General features: G+C 59.5%; 18 protein-coding genes. 11 read left to right on the top strand and 7 right to left on the bottom strand.

The features are described 5' to 3' along the window. The first annotated feature begins 134 nt into the window (after positions 1-134). The 3 genes from glgP to QMC91_RS04880 all read left to right on the top strand — a co-directional run bounded on the left by glgP (position 135) and on the right by QMC91_RS04880 (position 4,117). A complete protein-coding gene (glgP, locus tag QMC91_RS04890; RefSeq protein ID WP_300236191.1) occupies positions 135-2,348 on the top strand; it encodes an alpha-glucan family phosphorylase in 2,214 nt (737 codons plus the stop codon). Between the two features lie 209 nt (positions 2,349-2,557). Beyond that, positions 2,558-3,517, top strand: a complete 960-nt coding sequence (locus QMC91_RS04885; RefSeq protein ID WP_300236188.1) for a hypothetical protein — start codon at positions 2,558-2,560, stop codon at positions 3,515-3,517. Positions 3,518-3,529: 12 nt separating this feature from the next. Continuing rightward, complete coding sequence (locus QMC91_RS04880) at positions 3,530-4,117, top strand: hypothetical protein (protein WP_300236186.1); 588 nt, start codon at positions 3,530-3,532, stop codon at positions 4,115-4,117. Here the strand turns inward: QMC91_RS04880 and QMC91_RS04875 are convergent. From QMC91_RS04875 to QMC91_RS04860, 4 genes are all read right to left on the bottom strand, one after another. Next, positions 4,114-4,788 carry a hypothetical protein gene (locus tag QMC91_RS04875; RefSeq protein ID WP_300236183.1) on the bottom strand — a complete coding sequence of 225 codons (675 nt, stop codon included), beginning with the start codon at positions 4,786-4,788 and terminating at the stop codon, positions 4,114-4,116. The two genes, QMC91_RS04880 and QMC91_RS04875, sit on opposite strands and share 4 nt — an antisense overlap. Positions 4,789-5,083: 295 nt before the next feature. Then, positions 5,084-6,331, bottom strand: a complete 1,248-nt coding sequence (locus QMC91_RS04870; protein WP_300236180.1) for a LarC family nickel insertion protein — start codon at positions 6,329-6,331, stop codon at positions 5,084-5,086. Positions 6,332-6,345: 14 nt separating this feature from the next. After that, on the bottom strand, positions 6,346-8,226 hold the full coding sequence (locus tag QMC91_RS04865; RefSeq protein ID WP_300236177.1) for a hypothetical protein: 1,881 nt from the start codon (positions 8,224-8,226) through the stop codon (positions 6,346-6,348). 135 nt (positions 8,227-8,361) lie between these two features. Beyond that, on the bottom strand, positions 8,362-8,853 hold the full coding sequence (locus QMC91_RS04860) for a DUF367 family protein (protein ID WP_300236174.1): 492 nt from the start codon (positions 8,851-8,853) through the stop codon (positions 8,362-8,364). 35 nt (positions 8,854-8,888) lie between these two features. Here QMC91_RS04860 and QMC91_RS04855 point away from each other — a divergent pair, with 35 nt between their 5' ends. The 5 genes from QMC91_RS04855 to QMC91_RS04835 all read left to right on the top strand — a co-directional run bounded on the left by QMC91_RS04855 (position 8,889) and on the right by QMC91_RS04835 (position 15,263). Then, complete coding sequence (locus QMC91_RS04855) at positions 8,889-9,734, top strand: nucleoside 2-deoxyribosyltransferase (protein WP_300236170.1); 846 nt, start codon at positions 8,889-8,891, stop codon at positions 9,732-9,734. A gap of 458 nt (positions 9,735-10,192) precedes the next feature. After that, the gene (locus QMC91_RS04850; RefSeq protein ID WP_300236168.1) at positions 10,193-11,902 is read left to right on the top strand and encodes a PAS domain S-box protein; all 1,710 of its coding nucleotides are present in this window, start codon (positions 10,193-10,195) and stop codon (positions 11,900-11,902) included. Between the two features lie 104 nt (positions 11,903-12,006). After that, positions 12,007-12,570 carry a LemA family protein gene (locus QMC91_RS04845; protein WP_300236166.1) on the top strand — a complete coding sequence of 188 codons (564 nt, stop codon included), beginning with the start codon at positions 12,007-12,009 and terminating at the stop codon, positions 12,568-12,570. Positions 12,571-12,582: 12 nt separating this feature from the next. Beyond that, positions 12,583-14,409, top strand: a complete 1,827-nt coding sequence (locus QMC91_RS04840) for a DUF2207 domain-containing protein (protein WP_300236164.1) — start codon at positions 12,583-12,585, stop codon at positions 14,407-14,409. Between the two features lie 122 nt (positions 14,410-14,531). Beyond that, entirely contained in the window at positions 14,532-15,263 is a 732-nt protein-coding gene (locus QMC91_RS04835; RefSeq protein WP_300236163.1) for a DUF333 domain-containing protein, read from the top strand. A gap of 84 nt (positions 15,264-15,347) precedes the next feature. Here QMC91_RS04835 and thiC read toward each other — a convergent pair whose 3' ends face one another. Further along, complete coding sequence (thiC, locus tag QMC91_RS04830; protein ID WP_300236274.1) at positions 15,348-16,637, bottom strand: phosphomethylpyrimidine synthase ThiC; 1,290 nt, start codon at positions 16,635-16,637, stop codon at positions 15,348-15,350. 25 nt (positions 16,638-16,662) lie between these two features. Here thiC and QMC91_RS04825 point away from each other — a divergent pair, with 25 nt between their 5' ends. Genes QMC91_RS04825 through QMC91_RS04815 form a run of 3 tightly spaced genes read left to right on the top strand, consistent with a single transcriptional unit; the run spans position 16,663 to position 18,261 of the window. Further along, the gene (locus QMC91_RS04825) at positions 16,663-17,265 is read left to right on the top strand and encodes an MBL fold metallo-hydrolase (protein WP_300236161.1); all 603 of its coding nucleotides are present in this window, start codon (positions 16,663-16,665) and stop codon (positions 17,263-17,265) included. Next, a complete protein-coding gene (locus QMC91_RS04820) occupies positions 17,258-17,713 on the top strand; it encodes a DUF123 domain-containing protein (protein ID WP_300236159.1) in 456 nt (151 codons plus the stop codon). The genes QMC91_RS04825 and QMC91_RS04820 overlap by 8 nt, the downstream gene beginning before the upstream one ends. Next, positions 17,710-18,261, top strand: coding sequence for a flavodoxin family protein (locus QMC91_RS04815; RefSeq protein WP_300236156.1), 552 nt, complete (start codon positions 17,710-17,712; stop codon positions 18,259-18,261). Before QMC91_RS04820 ends, QMC91_RS04815 begins: the two co-directional genes overlap by 4 nt. Positions 18,262-18,492: 231 nt before the next feature. Here QMC91_RS04815 and cofH (QMC91_RS04810) read toward each other — a convergent pair whose 3' ends face one another. Both cofH (QMC91_RS04810) and cofH (QMC91_RS04805) read right to left on the bottom strand, forming a co-directional pair. After that, positions 18,493-19,587, bottom strand: coding sequence for a 5-amino-6-(D-ribitylamino)uracil--L-tyrosine 4-hydroxyphenyl transferase CofH (gene cofH / locus QMC91_RS04810; protein WP_300236153.1), 1,095 nt, complete (start codon positions 19,585-19,587; stop codon positions 18,493-18,495). A gap of 148 nt (positions 19,588-19,735) precedes the next feature. Further along, positions 19,736-20,842 (bottom strand): 5-amino-6-(D-ribitylamino)uracil--L-tyrosine 4-hydroxyphenyl transferase CofH, encoded by a 1,107-nt coding sequence (cofH, locus tag QMC91_RS04805; protein WP_300236150.1) that lies wholly within the window; start codon positions 20,840-20,842, stop codon positions 19,736-19,738. Positions 20,843-20,848: the final 6 nt, after the last annotated feature.

The following is a 20,848-nucleotide window of genomic DNA, read 5'->3' as shown; positions in this document are numbered from 1 at the left end:
CCTTTCCGCTCTCTGATGGTACCATTCATTCCAGGCGCTTCACAAGTCAGACGATTTTTAGCGGCTCTTTATCCATGCGCGCCGGTCTCACAGACAGAAGATCTTATCAGGTGCAACACGCAATGCCTCACGAGATGAAGACGGAGATACCCTATGACCGGTTCGCCCATGTCCCGGAGCGAATCTTCGGTCTTGTCGACCTCGCCTACAACCTCTGGTGGAGCTGGCACTCCTCGGCCAGCGTGTTATTCAAGATGTTGAACCGGGCGGAATGGAAGATGAGCCGTCACAACCCGGTCAGGATGCTCCTGGATACCCCGCCGAGTTTCCTTGAACGGGCCGCGGCGACACCTGAATTCCTCCGCCGCTACGATATCATACTGAACCGGTTTCGGGAGTACATGACTCCAGGGACAAGCTGGTTTGCACAACACTACCCTCTGCGGGAGCCCCTCACGATCGCCTATTTCTCAAGTGAGTTCGGACTGCATCAGTCGCTGCCGTTCTACGCGGGGGGGCTCGGCGTCCTGGCTGGCGACCACATAAAGGCGTCGAGCGATCTCGGCGTCCCGACGGTAGCCGCCGGGTTCATGTATGCGGAGGGGTATCTCCACCAGCACATCGAGGCGGACGGCTGGCAGAGGAACGTCGCCGAGATCCTGGACCGTGATGCCGCCCCGGTTCTCCGGGTGCTCGATGATGACGGTAAGCAGGTTGTGGTGCAGGTTCCCCTGATTGATCCGCCGATCTACGTCGCCGTCTGGAAGGTACAGGTAGGGCGGGTCCCTCTCTACCTCCTCGATACCCATATCGACAAGAACGTGCCTGAGAACCGTAGCATATCATCCAGGCTTTATACCAGCGATCTGGAGCAACGCCTCCGGCAGGAACTGGTGCTCGGACTCGGTGGGCGAAAGGTCCTCCACACGCTGGGTGCGGAGTATTCGGCGATGCACTTAAACGAGGGGCACTCTGCATTCGCCCTCCTCGAACGGCTCAGGGAGCGGCTCGAAGCTGGCATGTCGTTTGAAGAGGCACGTGAACAGGTCCGGGACACCTCACTCTTCACAACCCATACCCCTGTCGCTGCTGCCCATGATGTATTTCCAGACAGTCTGATGGCGAAGTATTTCCGCGGTTATTCTGAGTCGCTCGGATTATCCTGGGGTGATTTCATGGCGTTAGGGAGAGACCCATGTCAGCCTGGAGCAGGTTTCAACATGACGGCGTTTGCGCTCCGGATGAGCCAGTTCCACAACGCCGTCTCCCGGCGTCATGGCGAGGTTGCAAGGGAGATGTGGCAGCCCCTCTGGCCGGATCTACCGGTTGAACAGGTCCCGATCGATTACATCACGAACGGTGTTCACCTCCCGACCTGGCTGAACCACCGGATCGAATCGCTCTTTGACAAGTATGTGGATCCAGTCTACCCCGACTGGCGGGAGAACTACGACAATCCGATCATCTGGGAGGTTGTCGACGAGATCCCGGATGAAGACCTCTGGCGTGAACACCAGTGGCTGAAGATGAAACTCTTTGCCCGTATAAGAGAGCGGAAACGCCTCAAGTGGGCAGGACACCGGGACGAACCCGCTAACCTCGCGGCTGAGGGGCTCATGCTTGACACCGCGGCGCTTACGATCGGGTTTGCCCGCCGGTTTGCCGAGTATAAGCGCGCGGATCTCATCTTCACGGACCCTGACCGGCTTGAAAGGATTGTGAATAATCGCTGGAGGCCGGTGCAGTTCATCTTTGCCGGGAAGGCTCACCCAGCTGACGAGCAGGGTAAACGGATCCTCCAGAAGATCTACCGCTATTCCCAGGATCCAAGGTTCGGCGGCAGGATAGCATTCGTCGAGGATTACGACGAGCAGGTTGCACATTACATGGTTCAGGGTGTCGACATCTGGCTAAACACACCCATCCCGCCCATGGAGGCGTGCGGCACGAGCGGAATGAAGGCGGGGATGAACGGGGTGCTGAACCTCTCGGTTCTGGATGGCTGGTGGGTCGAGGGCTACAACGGCTGGAACGGCTGGGCGTTTGAGAGCCGCGCGACCGCGTCCGGAGATAACCGTGAGGACGCGGCGATGATCTATGACCTGATCGAGAACGAGATCGCCCCGCTCTACTACTCGCGGACGATGGACGACGTTCCGCACAGGTGGGTCAAGATGATGAAAGAATCGATGAAAAGCATCGCGCCGCAGTACTGCGCCCTCCGGATGCTCAAGGAGTACGTTACCAGGTACTACCCTACCGTCTGCAGGTTTGCGGTCGGGTCGCGGGGGCAGATGGCAGGGCTTGGGGGGGTATGTCCGCCGGGTCCGGCGCCCGAAAAGAAGTGATCTGGAGTCGGCGACGCACAGCGGCCGGGATGCGTCTGAAAGGAGCCTTTGAAGGGCATGCACTTTGATGAGGGGGGTGCTGCCCCCCCGTTCTACCCGTCATTGAACCTTTCTGAAAGGTCAATCCCTCAGCCCCGTGGGGTTAACGTTTTCTATGCGCCGGTTATAAACAATCACTACCGGAAGACCGTCTGTCCGGGGTCTGGGGTATGGAGTGGAAGGACGTCGTCCCGGTTCTTGCAGGTGCGATCATAATCCTGGTCGTCGCATTTGTAGTGAAACCCGCGTTTCTCGGGGAGCAGACCCCCTCCGGTTCCGAACCGGTGGTAGTTCGAAACCCCCCTGTCTACGTTCCTCCGGATCCGGTAGCGACACCGACACCATACCCGGATGACGGTCCTGTATATACGCGGAGTTTCCGGTGGACGGCGATCGATGGCGGCGTCCAGACAACAGTTGTCCGGATTCCGGAGGCGTTGTTCCACGAACAGCGGGAGACGCCGCGGCTAAGCGACTACCATATCTGGGGAAGGTACGCCCTGGCCGACGCTGACAGACCGATCCTCGAAGACCTTGCCCGCAGGATCGTGCCACCAACCGCCAACCCGGAGGAGGGCTACTTACGGTTGATGAACCTTGTCTTCTTCGTCCAGCAGATCCCCTACGATACGGACGACAACGCGGCCTCCTACATCGAGGGCACCCTGCCGCCGCATGTCATGTATCTAAAGGGCGGCTTGGAGTATCCCAAATACCCCGCCGAGATGCTTGTCGATGGGAGGGGAGACTGCGAGGATGCCGCCATACTGATGGGAGGGCTCCTCGATGCCCTTGGCTACGATACCGTGCTGCTGAGATACTCTGATCATATGGCCCTCGGTATCCGGATGAATGAGTTCAACCCCTACTACGCGACTTATTCACCGAGTTACTTTGAGTATAAGGGAAAGCATTACTATTACGTGGAGGGGACTGATTTTGAGGTGGAGAACGTCTCGGAAAACACAACAGCGGTCATCGGGAGACCCTACCCGATCGGGAATACCAGGGATATCTCTATCCCGAGCGTGAGAACAGAGACCCCTGAGATCATCCCGCTCCGCTACCTCCCCATACCGAAAGAACACTACATCCGCCCGGCAAGGCTACCGGTGGCGGGGGGAGCGTGAGGTGCCAGGGGCATGGCTCTACCCGCGCTTCCAGGTATAAAGATCCCGAAGATCGCCCCTGACCGGAAGAAGGCGTTCCTTGCGGTCGGGGTTGTGATAGTCGCGATGCTGCTGCTGGTTTTTGGCTGGACGCTGTTTGTGAGTTACAGCGAAGAGCGGCAGGTCGAGGTGTTCCGCGACCATATCGCGGCGTCAGAAGCAGATCTTGGCCAGGTCTCTGCGAGGATCATCGCGCACATGAGCACCCCGATAGATGATCTCTCACTCGCAGAATGCGATGCCTACGTGCGGGAGTTTGCGGCCATCGCGAGTTACGGGAGAGCGGTGACAGCCTACCATCAGCAGATCATTGCGGCCGATACCGTCCCGGAGGCCTACGTAGGGGCACAGGCCGCCTACCTGCGGGCGCTCGATAACCTCAACCGTGCGTTCACCTTCTGGCTTTCGGCGGCGACCGCCTACGAGATGCGTGACTACACCGCCGCCGAACAGAACCTCGCCCGTGCCGATGAGGCGTGGCGGGATTACATAGCCGCGATCGGGGACTACGAGGCAGAACTCCGTGTAGCAGAGGAGGGAGGGGAGGTCACTTCCCCCTAGACCAGGTACTTCTCCGGGACAAGGATCCTGATATCGAGGGTTTTCAGCGATTCCGAGCGGATGATGAAGTAGTAGTCGCCATACCCTTCTCGAATGGTCAATTCCTCTGACTTTCTTGCTTCACTTTCTGTGGTGTTGTTATCAACGGAGAAGTTGGATAGTATATCGCCCCTCGAGTAGTGGAGTTCCTCAACCATCCTGTTGGGGTCGTTTGCATCTCTGATCTCAATCTTGAGCCAGGGGTAATCATTCATCGGTGTTGCACTCACCTTGATCGCCCAGTATGGGAATGGGATATGGTAGACCTCGGTGGCGAGAATGCGGGGCGGATAATCGCATGATACCACCGCATACTCAACCATATTACTGGAGACACGGAGATCGTCTGGCGGTCTCATCATCGTTGGCATGGGTGTCGGGGTCGGGATGCGGTATGTTGCGGGGTCGACGAATACCAGACTCCGAGGGACCTCCTCCCCGCGGGTAGGTACCGGAGGTGTTGGTGCCGGCAGACTCCCTCCAACTGGCTGCGTCTCATCTGGTGGAGTAGCAGCGGTTGCGGTTGGGGTCGGTTGCGTCTCCTCGCTCTCCTCACCAGGTGTCATGCACCCGCTGGCAATGGTGGCGACTACCAGGAGGATCAGGAGCAGGATGTTGTAGCGCCGGTGCATACAGTTCTCTTGTTTTGCGTGTCCTATAAAAAAGATGCATCGCGAGGATCAGCATGGATCATCTCAGTGCCCCGATGGGATAGGTGGTTAAGGTTGTGCGAAAGATCCATCACTCCGAGATCTTTCGAAGGCCGGATGCAGTGGATTGAGCTGGAAAAGGGTGGTTGATGGGCGATATGAATAGGATCGTATAAATATCGCGTGGATCATCTAATTACGTGGGGAACTAATACCCCGGTGACATGAGAGAACTGTAGATGCGAGTGTCGCACGTCCCGGTGGGACGTGCCGGTATTCACTCGTCGCGTGCGGAGTTCGCCGCGTTCGGGTGGTCGGGCGGGCATCCACCCCCTGCACCCCCTCTGGGGTCGTAGCCCTTTCTTCTTCGTTCCGATAAGCGCAGTCTGACCTCTTCATCCACAAACCGGAGAGGGATCCCCTCTTCCCGTGCTATTGCTGCAAGATCTTCGTACTCAGGTTTCTCGGCGATCAGGTGACCGTCTATGGTCGAGGTCTTAACCCGGATGGAACGCTCCGTCTCCCCGACCTGGATTGGCATTGTCTCCCTCTGACGGGCGGCCACAACCTTCCGGAACTCATACACCCGCACCCCCAGAGTACCGGTCTCCTCCATTAGAACCCTGATCAGGTTCCCCTCCTCCCCTGCCGTTGTCATCACTGAGATGACACTGACGGGCCGGTTTTTCTTCCCGAGCGCCGGGGTGATAAAGACGTCCACCGCCCCTTCTGCGAAGAGGCGCTCGACCGCATACCCGATCACCTCCCCCGAGGCGTCGTCGAGGTTTGTCTCGAGGATGAGCATGTGTTCCTCCCCGGCGGGGAGACTCTCTCCCTCTACAACCCTGATCAGGTCCGGCCGTCCGGGAATCTCACGGCCGCCGCTGCCGTAGCCGACCCTGACTGGAACCATGGTCGGGTATTGTTGTATCGCACGCCCGGCAAGAGCGGTGAGCAGCGCCGCCCCCGTCGGCGTTGTCATCTCCATCCCGATGGGCGCGGTGGTGAAGGGGAAACGGTGTCTTGCCAGGATCTCGATGGTGGCAGGTGACGGCGCCGGGATCTCGCCGTATGCCGTTTCGATCACCCCGCAACCAAGCACCGGAGGCGTCGTGACGATTGTTCCCTCGAGAAACGCCGCTCTATCGAGGAGGAGCATCGTCCCGACGACTGAAAAGACCGTCTCCGCCGGTGGATACCCTGACCGACCGAGGTCACCCATGACACTGAGGGCCCTGGAGTAAGCGGTCGATGAGAGGCCTGCTGCACCGGCGGCAGTGGCCATCGCATCCGGGAGATCTCCTGATCTCCCCCCTTCAACCTCGACCATGAGCCTGGTTGCTCTGGTCCCGCCGATATTCAGAGTCTCAGCGCTGTAGTCAAACTCCCGGCAGAGCCCCAGATCCAGGATTACATCCGCAAGCGGGTCGAGAGCCGATGGTTCACCAAGGAGGTCGATTAGGGCAGCAGGGAGCATATACCCTGCAACCCCTGCGACCATAGGGTCGATGACGAGGATTTTCATGCCCCGCCGGCACCTCAAGATGTTTCAGTTGATGGCTCGTTGAGGCCCTTAGAGATCTCCTGCGCAAGTTTAGCGACCTGTTCTGCCACCTTCTGGCCGCCGAGGATTGCGTTTGTCAGGCGCGCGCCAGTTACCGCCTTCTTTGCCGCTACTGTCGGATCGGTGCCAAGCGCTGCCGCTACCGCGGCAGGTACGGTCATGTTGATGATGGTTTGGCCGCTATACTGTAGTTCCTGCGTGAGGACAGCGCCAACAAAGATGGCGGTGCCCATATCCGGGTCGTCCCTGCCTTTCCCCTGGAGCGCATACTCCGGAACCACCCTGGCGGTGAGGTTCTCGATATGGTAATCTTTCCCGTCGATGGTTATGTCATAGGAGATCTTCGGGTCAAACCCCCAGTATTTTGCAGTAAAGGAGTCTGTTCTCCGTGCATGGGGTGCGATCTCCGTGAATCGGAACCTGATCTCCTTCCCCGTGAACCCGGAGAGGGCTGCGGAACCTCGCTCTTCAACGAGAGCCCTGCGCTCCTCATCGAGGGTTCTTGCCGCTTCTTCCACTGACCGTCCTGCCTTGAGCATCTCGTAGACCTTCACGGCCCGCCGGTAGACAGCGCGGTCGCGTACCGGTTCGCTCGCCCGGATGCAGGCCTCCGTTACCATTCCTCTGTTCACGACCTCTGCCTTGCGGGCGATCGTGTTTAAGCCACAGAGAGCGAGTTCTGGGTCGATGAAGGACTGCATCTTGTAGTCCCGGATCGCGGTCGCGGTTGCCTCGACGTCGCCACCGTTCGAGAAGAGCAGTCGCAGTGCCGGGAGGATGTCGCCGGCGAGGTGGCCGAGCGGGACGTTCACCGGCCCGCCAGAGAATCCAGCCCCGATGATGGCGGACTCCTGGAAACCTGCGAAGATCTCGTTTACCACCATGGACCCGATCACCGAGGGGCCACCGACATCTTTTAAGATCAGCCCGAAATCACCGATGATCCGGGCGGTGTCATACTCTTCTCCGGTACCACGCATATGGAGTTTGTCGGGGAGTTTCGCCGCCTCGACTGCCCCCTTCCCGGCCATGTAGGCCGAGTCAATCTCCCCGAACTTCCCGAACTCTTCACCCAGGAGAGCGTCGGGGTGGACGAGTTCCATTGTTACTGCTGCGGCGATCAGTGCTGGCCAGAGGGGGTATGGCGTTGTTCCGGCACCCTCCATGCTCCGCATCATCGCCTCGGTCCCTATCTTTGCGGCGTTTCTGGCGAGTTCTGGTATGTTGTAGTCCTCTCCGAGCGAGGCGTGGCCCATGACACCTCCACCGGCGACGAATGGTGGCAGGACTGCACCATCAAGGTGAGTCAGTTCTTTCTTCATCAGGGCCTGGTAGATCGCAAGGTAGGCGGGAAACGCCGGGACACGGTGGGTGAACTTGTTCGTTGTCAGGGCGATTGCGCTAGTCCTGTCCGCGCCGGCGTGTATCCGCGCGATGGCGCCGAGTTTGCGGTTTCCGAGCGGCACGCCAGCGCGGGCACAGCTTCCGGAGAAGTAGGCAAGCGTCGCAACAATCAGAGCTGCGTTTGCCGGTTCTGCCCCGCCCCGCTTCGCCTCGCCCACCGCTTTCCCGACGATCGCATCGAGCGGCAGGTAGGGGACCGAAGCATCGATCAGCGTCATGTTCATGAGGCGCATCTCGGGTGCGCCGACATTGCAGAAGATATCCTCGGCCAGTGAGTTCGCCGCGGCAAATGCCGGGATGACAAGCGCCCCGTGTCCTCGTGTTGCCGCCTCAAGTTTGTCGACGGTCATGTAATCGGGTTTGTAGGTCGCCGCATGGGCTGCAGCCAGGATAACCCTCTCCCTTTCGGTGTTCATCTTCTGGTAACCTCCTATCTCTGACTGCGAGATCATGGTTGAATATATAAAAAGGTGCTGTTTGGGGAAGACGGCGACGGCTCAAAATTGTCTCTCCGTTTTTTGGTGAGCGAAGTGACTGCTTGAGCGATGTATGAGGTGTAGCCTCATCTGAAGGGCGCAGGGGATGTCTCACATGTAAAGCGCCTGGATGGCGATGACCTCGGCGCTGTCCTTTGCCCCGGCGTATTCTTCCAGGGGTTCGGCGTTAACCTCAAGGAACCGGAGCCCCCATCCAAACGGCGCGAGTATGGTCCTTGCCTGCTCCTTCTCCCCCAGGATGTAGAGCGCCGCTGCCATCGCCTCCACCGTTGTCAACCGGAAAGGTCGGCCGAAATTCACCGGGTTTGCGGCCACCAGGAAAGGGAGAGCCCGGCGGTTGCGCCAGGAGGCTACCGCTCCTGTATCGAGAACCTCCCAGGAGCAGTCGAGCGCTGTTATCGAGGGGAGGTTACGGTCGGCGGGAGAGAGTGCTCTCTCGGCGGTAGGGTCGAGGAGGAGGGTCGAACGCGGGATCTTTGCGATTGCCGGGACGATCCGGACAAGTCCGCGCCTTCCAAGTTTCTTTGCCGTGCACTTCCCCGGGTCGCATGTGTTGTCCCTGTAGATGTAGAGCGGTATCATCTCTCTTGTTATGGTAGGCCGCCAAGGTACTATCAATGTACGTGCTTCTCGCTCCCTGTATCCTTGATCCCGCCTGCCGTGCCCGCGGAATAACGAGCGGGGAGGACATTCACTCCTTCCGCCGTGCCGTAGAGCGCTGCCGACGTTTCTCGATCGAGATGGTCCCATTCCCCTGTCCTGAGACGATATACCTTGGCGCCGACCGGGAACCGGGCTCGTTCATGGAGCGGCTCGCAACCGATGAGTTTTCAGCCCTCCTTGATGCGCTTGAGGCAGATCTTCGTAGCGCGATCAGGGAACGCGCGGAGTCGCCGCTTGCGATAGTGGGGGTGGACTCCTCACCCGTCTGTGGGGTCAATACAACCTACCTATCCACTGAAAAAGAGCCAGGGCGCGGGGCGTTTATCGCCAGGTTCCCGGATATCCGGGCAGTCGACGTTAAGGAGTTTGCACGCTACCGCATCTACCTCGCCGCTCCTCTCTTCTCGGAAGCGGAGCGGGCGTACAACCTGGTGCTCCGCGATCTCCTCGAGACACACCTCTTTGATGTCTACCTTCCTCAGGAGGTGGGGGATACCAGTCACACCCGGTGCCGGGACGAGCACAGGGCGATATTCTCAAGGCATCTTGCGGCGCTCCGCGACGCTGACCTCGTCGTTGCGGTCATCGACGGTGCGGATGCAGACTCGGGTACATCCTGGGAGATGGGGTATGCGTATGCCCATGACAAACCTCTCGTCGCGCTCCGCACCGACTTTCGTATTGCCGGGCACCACGAACTGGTCAACCTGATGCTCGAAGAGTCCGCAGACGTGGTAACGGCGAAAGAAGATCTCCCCCGCGCCCTGGGCTCCCTTCTATCAGGTGCCGGCAAATCATGAGTCATGGGCGCCGGGAGGGGTACAATGTTCAGGATTACCTCTTTTCAAGGAGCAAAAAAGGAGTATTGGAGGGTGTGTGATAACCATGCGATGCCTGCAGGTGTTTTCCGGGACGGTTGTGCCGTCCGCCCCGCTGCCGCCGGGCATCACGGAGGTTTAGTGTTCAGAGAGGTGTGCCCTGGTGTACCCGATTCCGGGTGCACCCGATTTTAATACAGTCAGCGTGGTGAATGTTTCCGCTCACCATTCCCAGCCAGACCGGATCACCTGTGCCCGCATGACCCGGTGTCTGTCGGAGAGATTCCATTTCTCCTGACCCTGGGGATCATATATTGATCCGAGCACATTATAAAGTTTTTTATTATTGCCATGCATTGTGGTCTGGCGTTATCTGCTAACATCGTTGAATGGCAAATCATAAAACGCTATATCCCCGGCCGATAAACAGATCTCTACGCATGGGCTCCACTACCGATCCACTCTCTCTCCTGCTTGCCACCCTCAAAGAGAACCCCCGCGGGATGTCGGTCTCCGACCTCGCAGCAGCCGTCGGGATCAACCGGAACACCGTCTCCCGCTACCTCGACGTCCTCCTGGTGGCCGGGCAGGTGGAGATGAAGACCTACGGTAAGGCCAAGGTCTTTTACCCCTCTCAGCGGGTTCCAATCGCCGCCATGCTCAACTTCTCCTCGGATCTTGTGCTGGTGCTCGACCGGGATCGTAGAGTGGTACAGGCAAACGATGCCATATGTGCGTTTGCCGGGAGAGAACGGGATGAGATCATCGGAAAACCCATCGAGACGTCACCGCTTGCTGCGTTTGACCATCCCCTGATACGGAGCCGGATCAACGACGCCCTGAACAGCCGCGAATCCACGGAGGAACTCCGGTTCCTTCGGCACAGCGAGGAACTCTTCTTCCGGGTCAAGTTCCTACCAACGGTCTTCAACGACGGCACACCCGGCGTCACCATCATCCTTGAGAACATCACCGATGCGCGGCGTGCCGAGGACGCTTTGCGCGAGAGCGAGTCACTCTTTCGCAGCCTGGTTGAGAACATCAGCGACCTGATCCTGAACGTTGACGGCGACCGCACCTTCTCCTACGTCAGCCCAAAAAGCATGGAGATCCTCGGCTACACCCCGGAAGAGATGCTCCAGAAGATGCCATTCGATTTCATGACGCCGGAGGACGCCAGAAAGGTAAGAGAGCAGTTTGATGCCATCTTCGCCGATCCGAGGCCACGTGTTCTCTTTGAGTGGACGATGCTCCATCGTGACGGGAACCCTGTAGTTCTTGAGGTGAGCGGGACACCGATCTACGATATGATCGGGGACTTCACCGGTTACAGGATGGTCTGTCGCGACGTAACCGAACGGGCGCGTGCCTTAAAGCAGGTAGCGCAGTGGAAGTCATTCCTTTACTCTGTGGTCAACAACATCCCGAGCATGGTCTTTGTCCGGGAGATCGAGAGAGACAGGTTCGTCTTTGCAAACAAAGCCACCGAGTTCTTCCTCGGGGTTACGCAGGAGGAGATGGCAGGAAAACGGGCGGATGAGATCTTCCCGCACGAGATAGCGGCGTTCTTTGCGGGCGGTGACCGCGAGATCGCTGAGCGTTCTGTGCCCCTGGAGGGGCGGGTCTCTCTCTCCAGTGGCCGGACACTCCTGCTGAAGAGGATCCCGGTCTACAATTCGCGGGGTGTGCTGAGGTACATTCTCGGGATCGCCGAGGATATCACAGATCGCGTAGCCGCCGAGAACCGCCTTGTCACCGAGCGCGACAGGGCCAAGGGTTACGTTGAGGCTGCGGGTGTTATGATCGCTGTGATCGGGGCGGATGGGACAATCGATCTCGTCAACAGGAAGGGAAACGAGATCCTGGGCTATGCCGAGGGGGAACTCACCGGGAAGAACTGGTTTGCGACGGTCGTTCCGGAGCGTCTGCGCGAGAGGCTCGAGCGGAACTTCCAGCGTCTGGTGGCCGGCGGGATCGAGCCTCCTCCATCTGAGAAGAGTCCGGTAGTCAGCCGTGATGGTCGGGAACTGCAGATCCTCTGGCACAACGCCCTCCTCCGCGATACGGATGGCAGGGTCGTGGCGATGGTGAGTTCCGGCGAGGAGATCGTAGAAGGTCTGGATTACCGGGAGCATGCTTCATACGCCTGACCCGGTCTCATCTTTTACACCGGCGGTATTACTGCATATTTACGCAACAGTAATGGTTATCCCTTAAATACGCTGCAGGGCACACAGTTTAGTGGTGGCAGACTTTGGATATAATCTCCATAATCCTCATTGTCGTGGTGGTGGTGCTCGTCATTGGCGTCGTCGCGGCGTCAATCAGCATCTACAACCGGTTCTTCTCCCTGAAAAACTCTGCTGAGGCGACGCTCGGGCAGGTAAAGGTCGCGATGAAGAAGCGACTGGACATGATCGAGCAGCTCCTCGGCGCTGTAAAGAGCTATGCGACGTTCGAGAAGGAGACCCTTACCGGTGTGACCGGGATGCGGGCGCGTATCGGCAGTGCCGGCCCCGGGGATTTGAGCGAACTTGACCAGGAGTCCCGCTCGGTTCTGGGACGGCTTATCGCTGTTGCGGAGAACTACCCAGACCTCAAGACCTCACAGACGGTGAAGGACCTGATGGGCGCGGTGAAAGGTGTCGAGGACGAGATCGCACGACACCGTTACACCTACAACAACATCGCCCAGCAGTATAACACCATGATCGATACGATCCCTTCGAACCTTATCGCCAGGATGATGGGCTTCACGAAGGTTGATTACCTGGAGTTTGGCGAGGAGACCGAACGGGTTCCGAAGATAACGTTCTGATACAGATAGACCATGCGGATGACCGAACGACAGCAGATATTCACCCTGGTCGTCATCACCCTCTTAATAGGGGTCATGGCGGCCGTTGGAGCGAACGCGCTCCCGGACTTCTTTGCGGGGGGTCTGGAGGTTGAGCACTACGACGCTGTCTTCTACGAGAACGGAACCCTAATCGAGCGTTATACCTACCACGTCCGCGAGCCCGGGGAATACCGGATGCTCTTCCGCTATTGGGACGCGCCGCTTTCCTTTGCTTCCATCGACCAGCCACATATCGAGTTTGCCGGGTTGAGCGCTCCTCCAGGAACCATCGGCTACGTCAGGGATTATCGGGGAGAGGTCAGGACGGCCGCAGGGACCCCGCTTATCGGCGAGATCGAGACGATCCGTAGCCTTGCGCTCGAGAACGAGGTCGGCATCTTCAACCCGAATTACTTCGCTCCCGGCACCTACACGGTGGAGTATCGCTACGTTGTCCGGCCGCCAATCGAATACGACGGAGAATGGGCGCACCTGAACCTGAAACTTCTGGATGAACACGTTCCATTCCGGGACATCCAGATCACGCTGCCGTTTGCCGATATGATCGAGGAGGTCTACACTCATCCCCCGACCCTCGTGGTAGAGCGGACGGGAGAGGCTGTCGTCATAACCGGGAGCGCTCCTGAGAACGATGCCCTGAACATCGAGATGATCCTCGATCCGGTGTTCATGGAGGGGATCAGCGGTTTCCCGACATATCTCAGTGACGTGCGGCAACAGGCGGCCGACGCCAACCGCTGGCCACCGATCCTGTATAAGGTCGCGGCTCTCTTTTACGATCTTTCGAGCGTTCTCGTGCTCCTGATGCCGTTCATCCTCCTTGGAGTATACCTCCGTTACGGCAGGGAGAGGTCCTTCACCGTCCCGGAGTATCTCAGTTTCACGCCGAACACCGCGCTAAAGCCCTGGCAGGTGAACCTTCTCTTCAAAGGGGACGCACTTGAGTTCGATGAGGATGGCTTCTACGCGACGCTCCTTGACCTTCACCGGCAGAAGAAGATCCTGGTGACCGAAAAACCTGAGGGCAAGGGGGTTACGGTCAGGATACTCTCGACCGAGTCCACCGACCCTTACGAGCAGCGGGTTTTAAACTTCCTTGCAAATCTCGCCGACGACGATGTTGTTGACACCGCCGACCTTGAGGACCTTGCCAGAGCCGCCCGGGGGGGTCCGGGTTACCAGCACCGTATCGTGAAGTACCAACAGTCGCTTGCGGCACTGACCCGCGATGTGGATCCCTCGTTTGCCTACCGCTACATCAAAGATGGCAGGACGCTGATCCTGCCGCTCACCTTCCTCGGCGCCATACCCTGTGGTTTGTCCATCCTTCTGCTCCTCCTCGCACCCGGTGCGGCCTATCTCCTGGTACCCGCCGCTGTCCTCTCGCTCATAGCTGCCGTCCAGGTCGGGATCGCGGCCCTCTTCCCATCAACCCTCTTCGGGCACTGGAGGGGCGACGGTTATCGGGAGAAACTCGAGTGGGATGCGTTTGCCCGGTTCCTCTCCGATCTTGCACTGATCGGAGACTACTCGCCAGAGGACCTCTCCATGTGGGGGGAGTGGCTGGTCTACGGGACAGCGCTTGGTCTCGGGGATAAGGTAGAAGCGGCGATGAAGAGTCTGAATGTGAACCTCCAGGACGTTGGGGTCCCGCTCTACTCGAGCGTGCCGGTGATCTTTTCCCCGATACTCTTCTTCGCCCCGCCATCAGGCGGAGGCGGTGGTGGGTTTGGCGGAAGTGGCGGGTCGTTCGGTGGTGGTGGCGGTTTTGGTGGCGGCGGCGTCGGGGGACGGTGAGACCCCCGGAGCCACACAAAATCCTGGAACCACTCCATCATATCTCTGCTGGCGAATAGGTCCGAATTTCTTCGTAGTTAAGGCAATCTACTTACCTGGAGGGGTAGAATGGATCCCTGTTGATGCCTATGACGGAATCAAGTACAAAATACCTGGTTGTTCTGGTCACCCTCTTTGGGGCCATCCTGGCCTGCGGGTGCATGGCTACCGGGGGTGATGAGACGGTTAACGTTCGTGCCTCTGGTAATGGCACGATCGTCTTCATCGACCTTGAGGGTGGTTTCTACGGGATAGTTACCGACGACGGTGAACGTTACCTTCCCCTTGACCTTCCTGCGGACTACCGGAATGATGGTCTTCGCGTCCGGTTCTCTGCCGATGTTGCGAACGATACGGCGACGATCCAGCAGTGGGGGACACCTGTGGAGATTGTCGAGATCGAGAGGATTGATGACTCCAGGCAGGTGGTTACCGGGAGCGGGACCGTGACCTACATCGACCTTGAGGGCGGGTTTTACGGGATCATCGCTGATAAAGGGGGTCGCTATCTCCCGCTCAACCTGAACGAGTCCTACCGGGTTGACGGAATGCGCCTTACCTTCGTCGGAGAGGTGAAGAGGGATACCGCGACGATCCAGCAGTGGGGAACACCGCTTGAGATCATCGACATTCCCTGGGCGTGCGCCAAATGTGGCGGGAGCACCGGTATCGCAAACCCTGCTGCGGTCTGGTGCGTGGAGCAGGGGCACAAATACGAGATCCGTAAGAACCCAGACGGCAGTGAATACGGTGTCTGCATCTTTGAGAACGGCACCGAGATCGAGGAGTGGGAATACTACCGGGAGACCCACTGACCTCTCCTTAGCCTTCTCTGAAACTTCCCGGGGTGTTGGGGGCTATCACGGGCTCGCCCACACCCCTGGATCGATCCAGACCCTCTACGGTTCCAGCCGCTCTTCTGGTAGGGGGAGGATCTCTTTCATCATCTTCACGGCGCAGAGGTCGCCGCACATCGAGCAGGTCTCAAGCCCACCGTCCCGCTCGTGGATCCGCCGGGCCTCATCCGGTATGAGGGCCAGTTCAAACTGTTTCTCCCAGTCGAGCGCCCTACGTGCCTCAGCCATCCGGATCTCGCGGTTCTTTGTGCGCGCGGTGGCGCGGGAGAGACTCCCCACATGCGCCGCGATCCTCGCTGCCCGCGTCCCTTCCACGATATCACGGAGATCTGGCAGTGCCAGGTGCTCGCTTGGTGAGACCATGCAGAGGAAGTCGGCGCCGTTCATACAGGCGATAACGCCACCGATCGCTCCGACCAGGTGGTCGTAACCCGGTGCCACGTCGGTCACGAGCGGCCCGAGCAGGTAGAGCGGCGCACCGCCGGTCAGTTCTTTGAGCATCCTGACGTTGTAGCCGATCTGATCGGCCGGGATATGCCCCGGCCCCTCGATCATCCGTTGTACCCCGGTAGCGAGCGCCCGTTTTGCAAGGTGTCCAAGCGTCAGGTACTCTACTGACTTCGCAAGGCGACCGGCGTCCACGAGTGCGCCCGGTCGCATACCGTCCCCCAGACTCGCGACAACGTCGTGTTCCGCCAGGATCTCGAGGAGGTAGTCATACTCGGCGTAGAGGGGATTTTCCTCACCGGTCGCCGCCATCATCGCCACATGAAACGCCCCGCCGCGGGAGACGACGCCCATCACCCTTGGATCAGCCTTGAGCGATGCCAGAGCGTCCAGGTTAACGCCGCAGTGCAGCGTCAGGAAGTCGACGCCCTGTTTGCAGTGTTCCCGGATGACGTTAAAGAGGAGGTCGGCATCCACGTCCGCAGCGTTCCCAGCCCGCCGGACAGCCTCGTAGACCGGGACAGTCCCGACAGGCGCATCAAACTCGAGTATCCGGCGGCGGATGCGGGCAAGGTCTCCGGCGGTCGAGAGGTCCATCAGGGTGTCTGCGCCCTCCCGGAGGGCGGCCTTCGCCTTCTCAACCTCGAGATCCCCGTCACATCGAATGCCCGACGTCCCGACGTTCACGTTTACCCGCACCCTGCACCCCTCTCCGATAGCGCAGAGCCGGTGCGGCCTGGCGGGATTTGCCGGGATGACGATCCGGCCGCGGGCGACAGCCCGTGCCGCGTTGTGAGGGGTGAGTTCCTCGTCGCGGGCGATCGTCTCTACCTCGGGAGGAACCCCGCGCAGGCACGCTTGAACAAGGGTGTGCATAAGAACCATTTGTCCGGAGGCCATATTAGTCTGCATGCATGTCCGGTGGATCACAGGCGACATGACCTATGCAAACTCGTTTGTTTACGGAAATATCCTGATCGATGCCGGGGTTCTCCCGATGGCAGTAAAGCCCTATGCCGCTGCTATCGATACGATCGTCATCACCCACGCTCATTACGACCATATCGCCCATCTTGCGGAGATCGCGGCCATGTGCGGTGATGCCACCGTATGCATCCACCACGCGGACGCGCAGGGCCTGATCGATGACTCCAGGAGTCTTGCGATGTATTTCGGTGCCCGGTCGCCCGGGATAGTCCCGGACGTCACCCTCGCAGACGGCGACCGGGTTGGAGACCTCCTTGTGATTCACACCCCCGGTCACACCCCCGGGGGGATCTGTCTCTACGACCAGGAGGCGAGGTCACTCTTCTCAGGAGACACTGTATTTACCGGAGGTTCGTTTGGCCGCTACGACTTCCCGGGAGGCGACCTCAATGCACTTGCGGCATCCGTCGAGCGCCTCAGCACCCTGGAGGTCGAGGCTCTCTACCCTGGGCACGGCGAGCCCGTCCAGCATGACGGCTGGCGGCATATAGCAGCCGCACGGGAGGCGCTCCGGTTGTATGGATAGGGGTGTATACGCCCTCGTCCTTGAGAACCTCTGTTGCAGGGCTCGGATCGGCGCCCTGGGGGTGCGGGAGTTCGCGCCGGGTTACCACATCTACATAGGATCGGCGCAGGGGAGTGGGGGCCTTGCCCGCGCAGACCGGCACGTCAACCTGGCGTTCAGGCGCGACCGCCCTCCCCGCTGGCATATCGACCACCTCCTCCTCGACCCGCACTTTAGCCCTGTCGCTGTTATCACCGCTGTCACCGGGCGTGACTGCGAGTGTGACCTTGCAACCGCGCTGGGTGACCCATCCGTTCCGGGGTTCGGGTGCAGTGACTGCAACTGCTCCTCCCACCTCTTCCATCGCCCGGATGACCCACTCCCCGAGATCCTGGCGGCTTTCCGGGGTCTCGATCTGGATGCCCTGATCAGAAGAATCAAGAACACGGGGGATAAGCATAGGGTATGACTGTTCTTGGAATCTCCGGAAGCCTGCGCAAGAGCGGCAACACCGCGACGCTCGTCAACACCATCCTTGAGCGCGTGCGGGAGGCGGGTGTCGAGACGGAGTACATATCGCTTGCCGGTATGGAGATCCGACCCTGCACCGGGTGCGAGACCTGCAGGGAGACGAAGTGGTGTGTGACAGAGGACGATGACTGGGGTTTTGTCGCGCAGAGGATGGTCGCGTGTGAGGTGCTTGTTCTCGGCGCTCCAACCTACTACTACGACATCAACGGCCAGACGAAGAACCTGATCGACCGTACGTATTCTCTCTTCCACGACAGGAAACTCTCAGGAAGGAGAGCGGTTGCGGTTGCGGTCTGTGCTGACCGGGGATGCGAGCGCACTCTGGAGACAATAGAGGGGTTCCTGAACGCTCACGAGTTCTCGTATCTCGGCTACGTCTGTGGCAGGGGGTATGCCGCGGGCGATGTCCGTAATGACGAGCGGGCAATGACGCGGGCAAGAGAGGTTGCGGATACGATAGTCCGCTACATCCGCCCGGAGGATTGAGGTCCAGCTGTCACTTCCACATCGGATTTGAGCGAGACTGCGGTGGTATCCCCGGATCCGGAATGATTCGAGGCCACGTTTGCAACCCTGCCGTGTATCCCGCTCTCGGAACAAGCCGTCGGCGAACTCTGTTGATGAGTTACAGCCTGCAGGGGCAATGTAGCCTGATTTTCCCTCTTCCTTCATCGGTATCAGCAGGGTCTTCCGGGGTTAATCCCTTCCTTGGATGATTCAATCTGCAAGAAGGGTGTAAGTCGTCGTCCGTCGCCGGAGCGTCCTGCCCAGGTCTTCTGCGATCCTGCGCATCTCCACCGGGTCAAGGTAGTCGGTGTCCTTCGCGCCTGCCTCTCGCGAGATGCTCTCCTCAAAGAGTGTTCCACCCAGATCGTCGGCACCTGCAAGAAGCGCCAGACCCGCCATCTTTGTCCCTATCTTCACCCAGGATGCCTGGATGTGGTCGAAGTTGTCAAGGAAGAGTCTGGATACCGCAAACAAGAGCAGATCCTCCCTGCCTGTTGCACCCGGCCGGGCAATCCCCGCACGGTAGAGCGGCGTATTAGGGTGGACGAACGAGAGCGGGACGAACTCCGTGAACCCGCCGGTCTCGTCCTGTATCTCGCGGAGGATCTCAAGGTGTCTTGCGCGGTCAGCCTCGCTCTCAAAGGATCCGTGCATGATCGTCGCGGTCGACCGGATGCCCATCCCATGCGCCTCCTTTATGATCCGGATCCATGTCGCAGTATCGATCTTGTCCGGGCAGATCACCCGCCGAACGTCATCGACAAGGATCTCGGCCGCCGTCCCGCAGAGAGTCGATAGCCCTGCCTCCCTCATCATCTCCAGCACCTCCCGGGTGGTGATGCCACTCCTCCTCGCGGCGTAGGCAACCTCCATCGGGTTACTTGCATGGATATGGACATCAGGGGCCTCTTCCTTTATCCAGGAGTAGATGTTGGCGTAGGACTCTACGTCAAAGTCGGGGTGGAGACCGCTAACCGTGCAGATCTCGGTGACGCCACGTTCGCGTGCAGCGCGGGCTTTCTCTCTCACCACGGTCTCGTCGTGACAGAAACAATCGGTGTCTCCTGGTTTCCGCGAAAACCCGCAGAACCCGCAGGCGTTCACGCAGATGTTGGTGACGTTGATGTTCTGGTTCCTGACGTAGGTTACAACGTCTCCGACTTTTCGCTCGCGGAGTTCGTCTGCGGCAGCGGCTATCTTCCAGACGTCCCGCCCGCGCGTGGAGAGCAGTCGGACAGCCTCTTCCTCGGTTAGCCGGTGGCCGGCAAGCACGTCGTCGAGCACCTGTTGCAGTGGTTGTGTCATGCTCCAGATTCGCCTTCCACTATATGATTGGACTGATCTGGCGGGGTCAGGAGAAGAACTTTCGGGTCTCCCGGTGGGTCTCGGTGGTGATAACTATAGTAAGAGCGTTTCAGGGGCACCGTGAAGAGCGTGGTGCCCCCCTCCAGATTCAGTCGGGGGTAGTTGACGCAACAATCTCATATCTTGTCGTCCGCTGTCGCAGAGTCCTGCCGAGGTCCTCTGCGATCCTGCGCATCTCCGAGGGGTCAAGGTAGTCTGCATCCTCAGCCCCGGCATCGACCGAGACGTCGTCGCAGAACATCGTCCCGCCAAGATCGTCGCCGCCCGCCAGCAGCCCGAGCTCTGCCATCTTCGTTCCGACCTTGCCCCAGGAGATCTGGATGTGGTCAAAGTTGTCGAGGAAGAGGCGCGCGACCGCAAAGAGCAGCAGGTCTTCGCGTCCCGTGGCGCCGGCGGGCGCAAGTCCCTGGCGGTAGAGTGGGGTGTTCTCATAGAGGTAGGAGAGCGGCACAAGTTCCGTGAACCCGCCGGTCTCGTCCTGTATCTCGCGGAGGATCCCAAGGTGTCTCGCGCGGTCAGCCTCGCTCTCGCAGGAACCGTACATGATCGTCGCGGTCGACCGGATGCCCATCCTGTGTGCTTCCTTTATGACGCGGACCCAGGTTGCGGTGTCGCACTTGTTCGGGCAGATCACGCGCCGGACGTCGTCAACAAGGATCTCAGCCGCTGTCCCCTGGAGTGTGCCAAGACCCGCATCACGCAGTCTTTCGAGCGCCTCTTCTGTCGAGACGCCGCTTCGTTCCGCCGCCCAGGCGATCTCGTCAGGGCTTGCGGTATGGATATCCACACCGGGTGCCTCCTCCCGCACACATCTGATGAGGTCGATGTAGGAGTCAAGGGTGTAGTCGGGGTGGACGCCCGAGAGGATACAGATCTCGGTGACGTCATGATCGCGTGCGATCCTGGCCTTCTCCCGCACAGTATCAAGGTCGTCGCGGAACGCGCCGGGGTCGCCAGCCCGCCGTCCGAACCCGCAGAACCCGCAACGGTTCTTGCAGATGTTGGTGACGTGGATGTTCTGGTTCCTGACGTAGGTTACAACGTCTCCGACTTTTCGCTCGCGGAGTTCGTCTGCGGCAGCGGCTATCTTCCAGACGTCCCGCCCGCGCGTGGAGAGCAGTCGGACAGCCTCTTCCTCGGTTAGCCGGTGGCCGGCAAGCACGTCGTCAAGGAGGTCATGCAGCGGATATGCCATCTTAAA

This window comes from Methanoculleus sp., from assembly GCF_030019085.1.
Classification (GTDB): Archaea; Halobacteriota; Methanomicrobia; order Methanomicrobiales; family Methanoculleaceae; genus Methanoculleus.
This window is presented reverse-complemented; position numbering and strand designations above follow the sequence as displayed.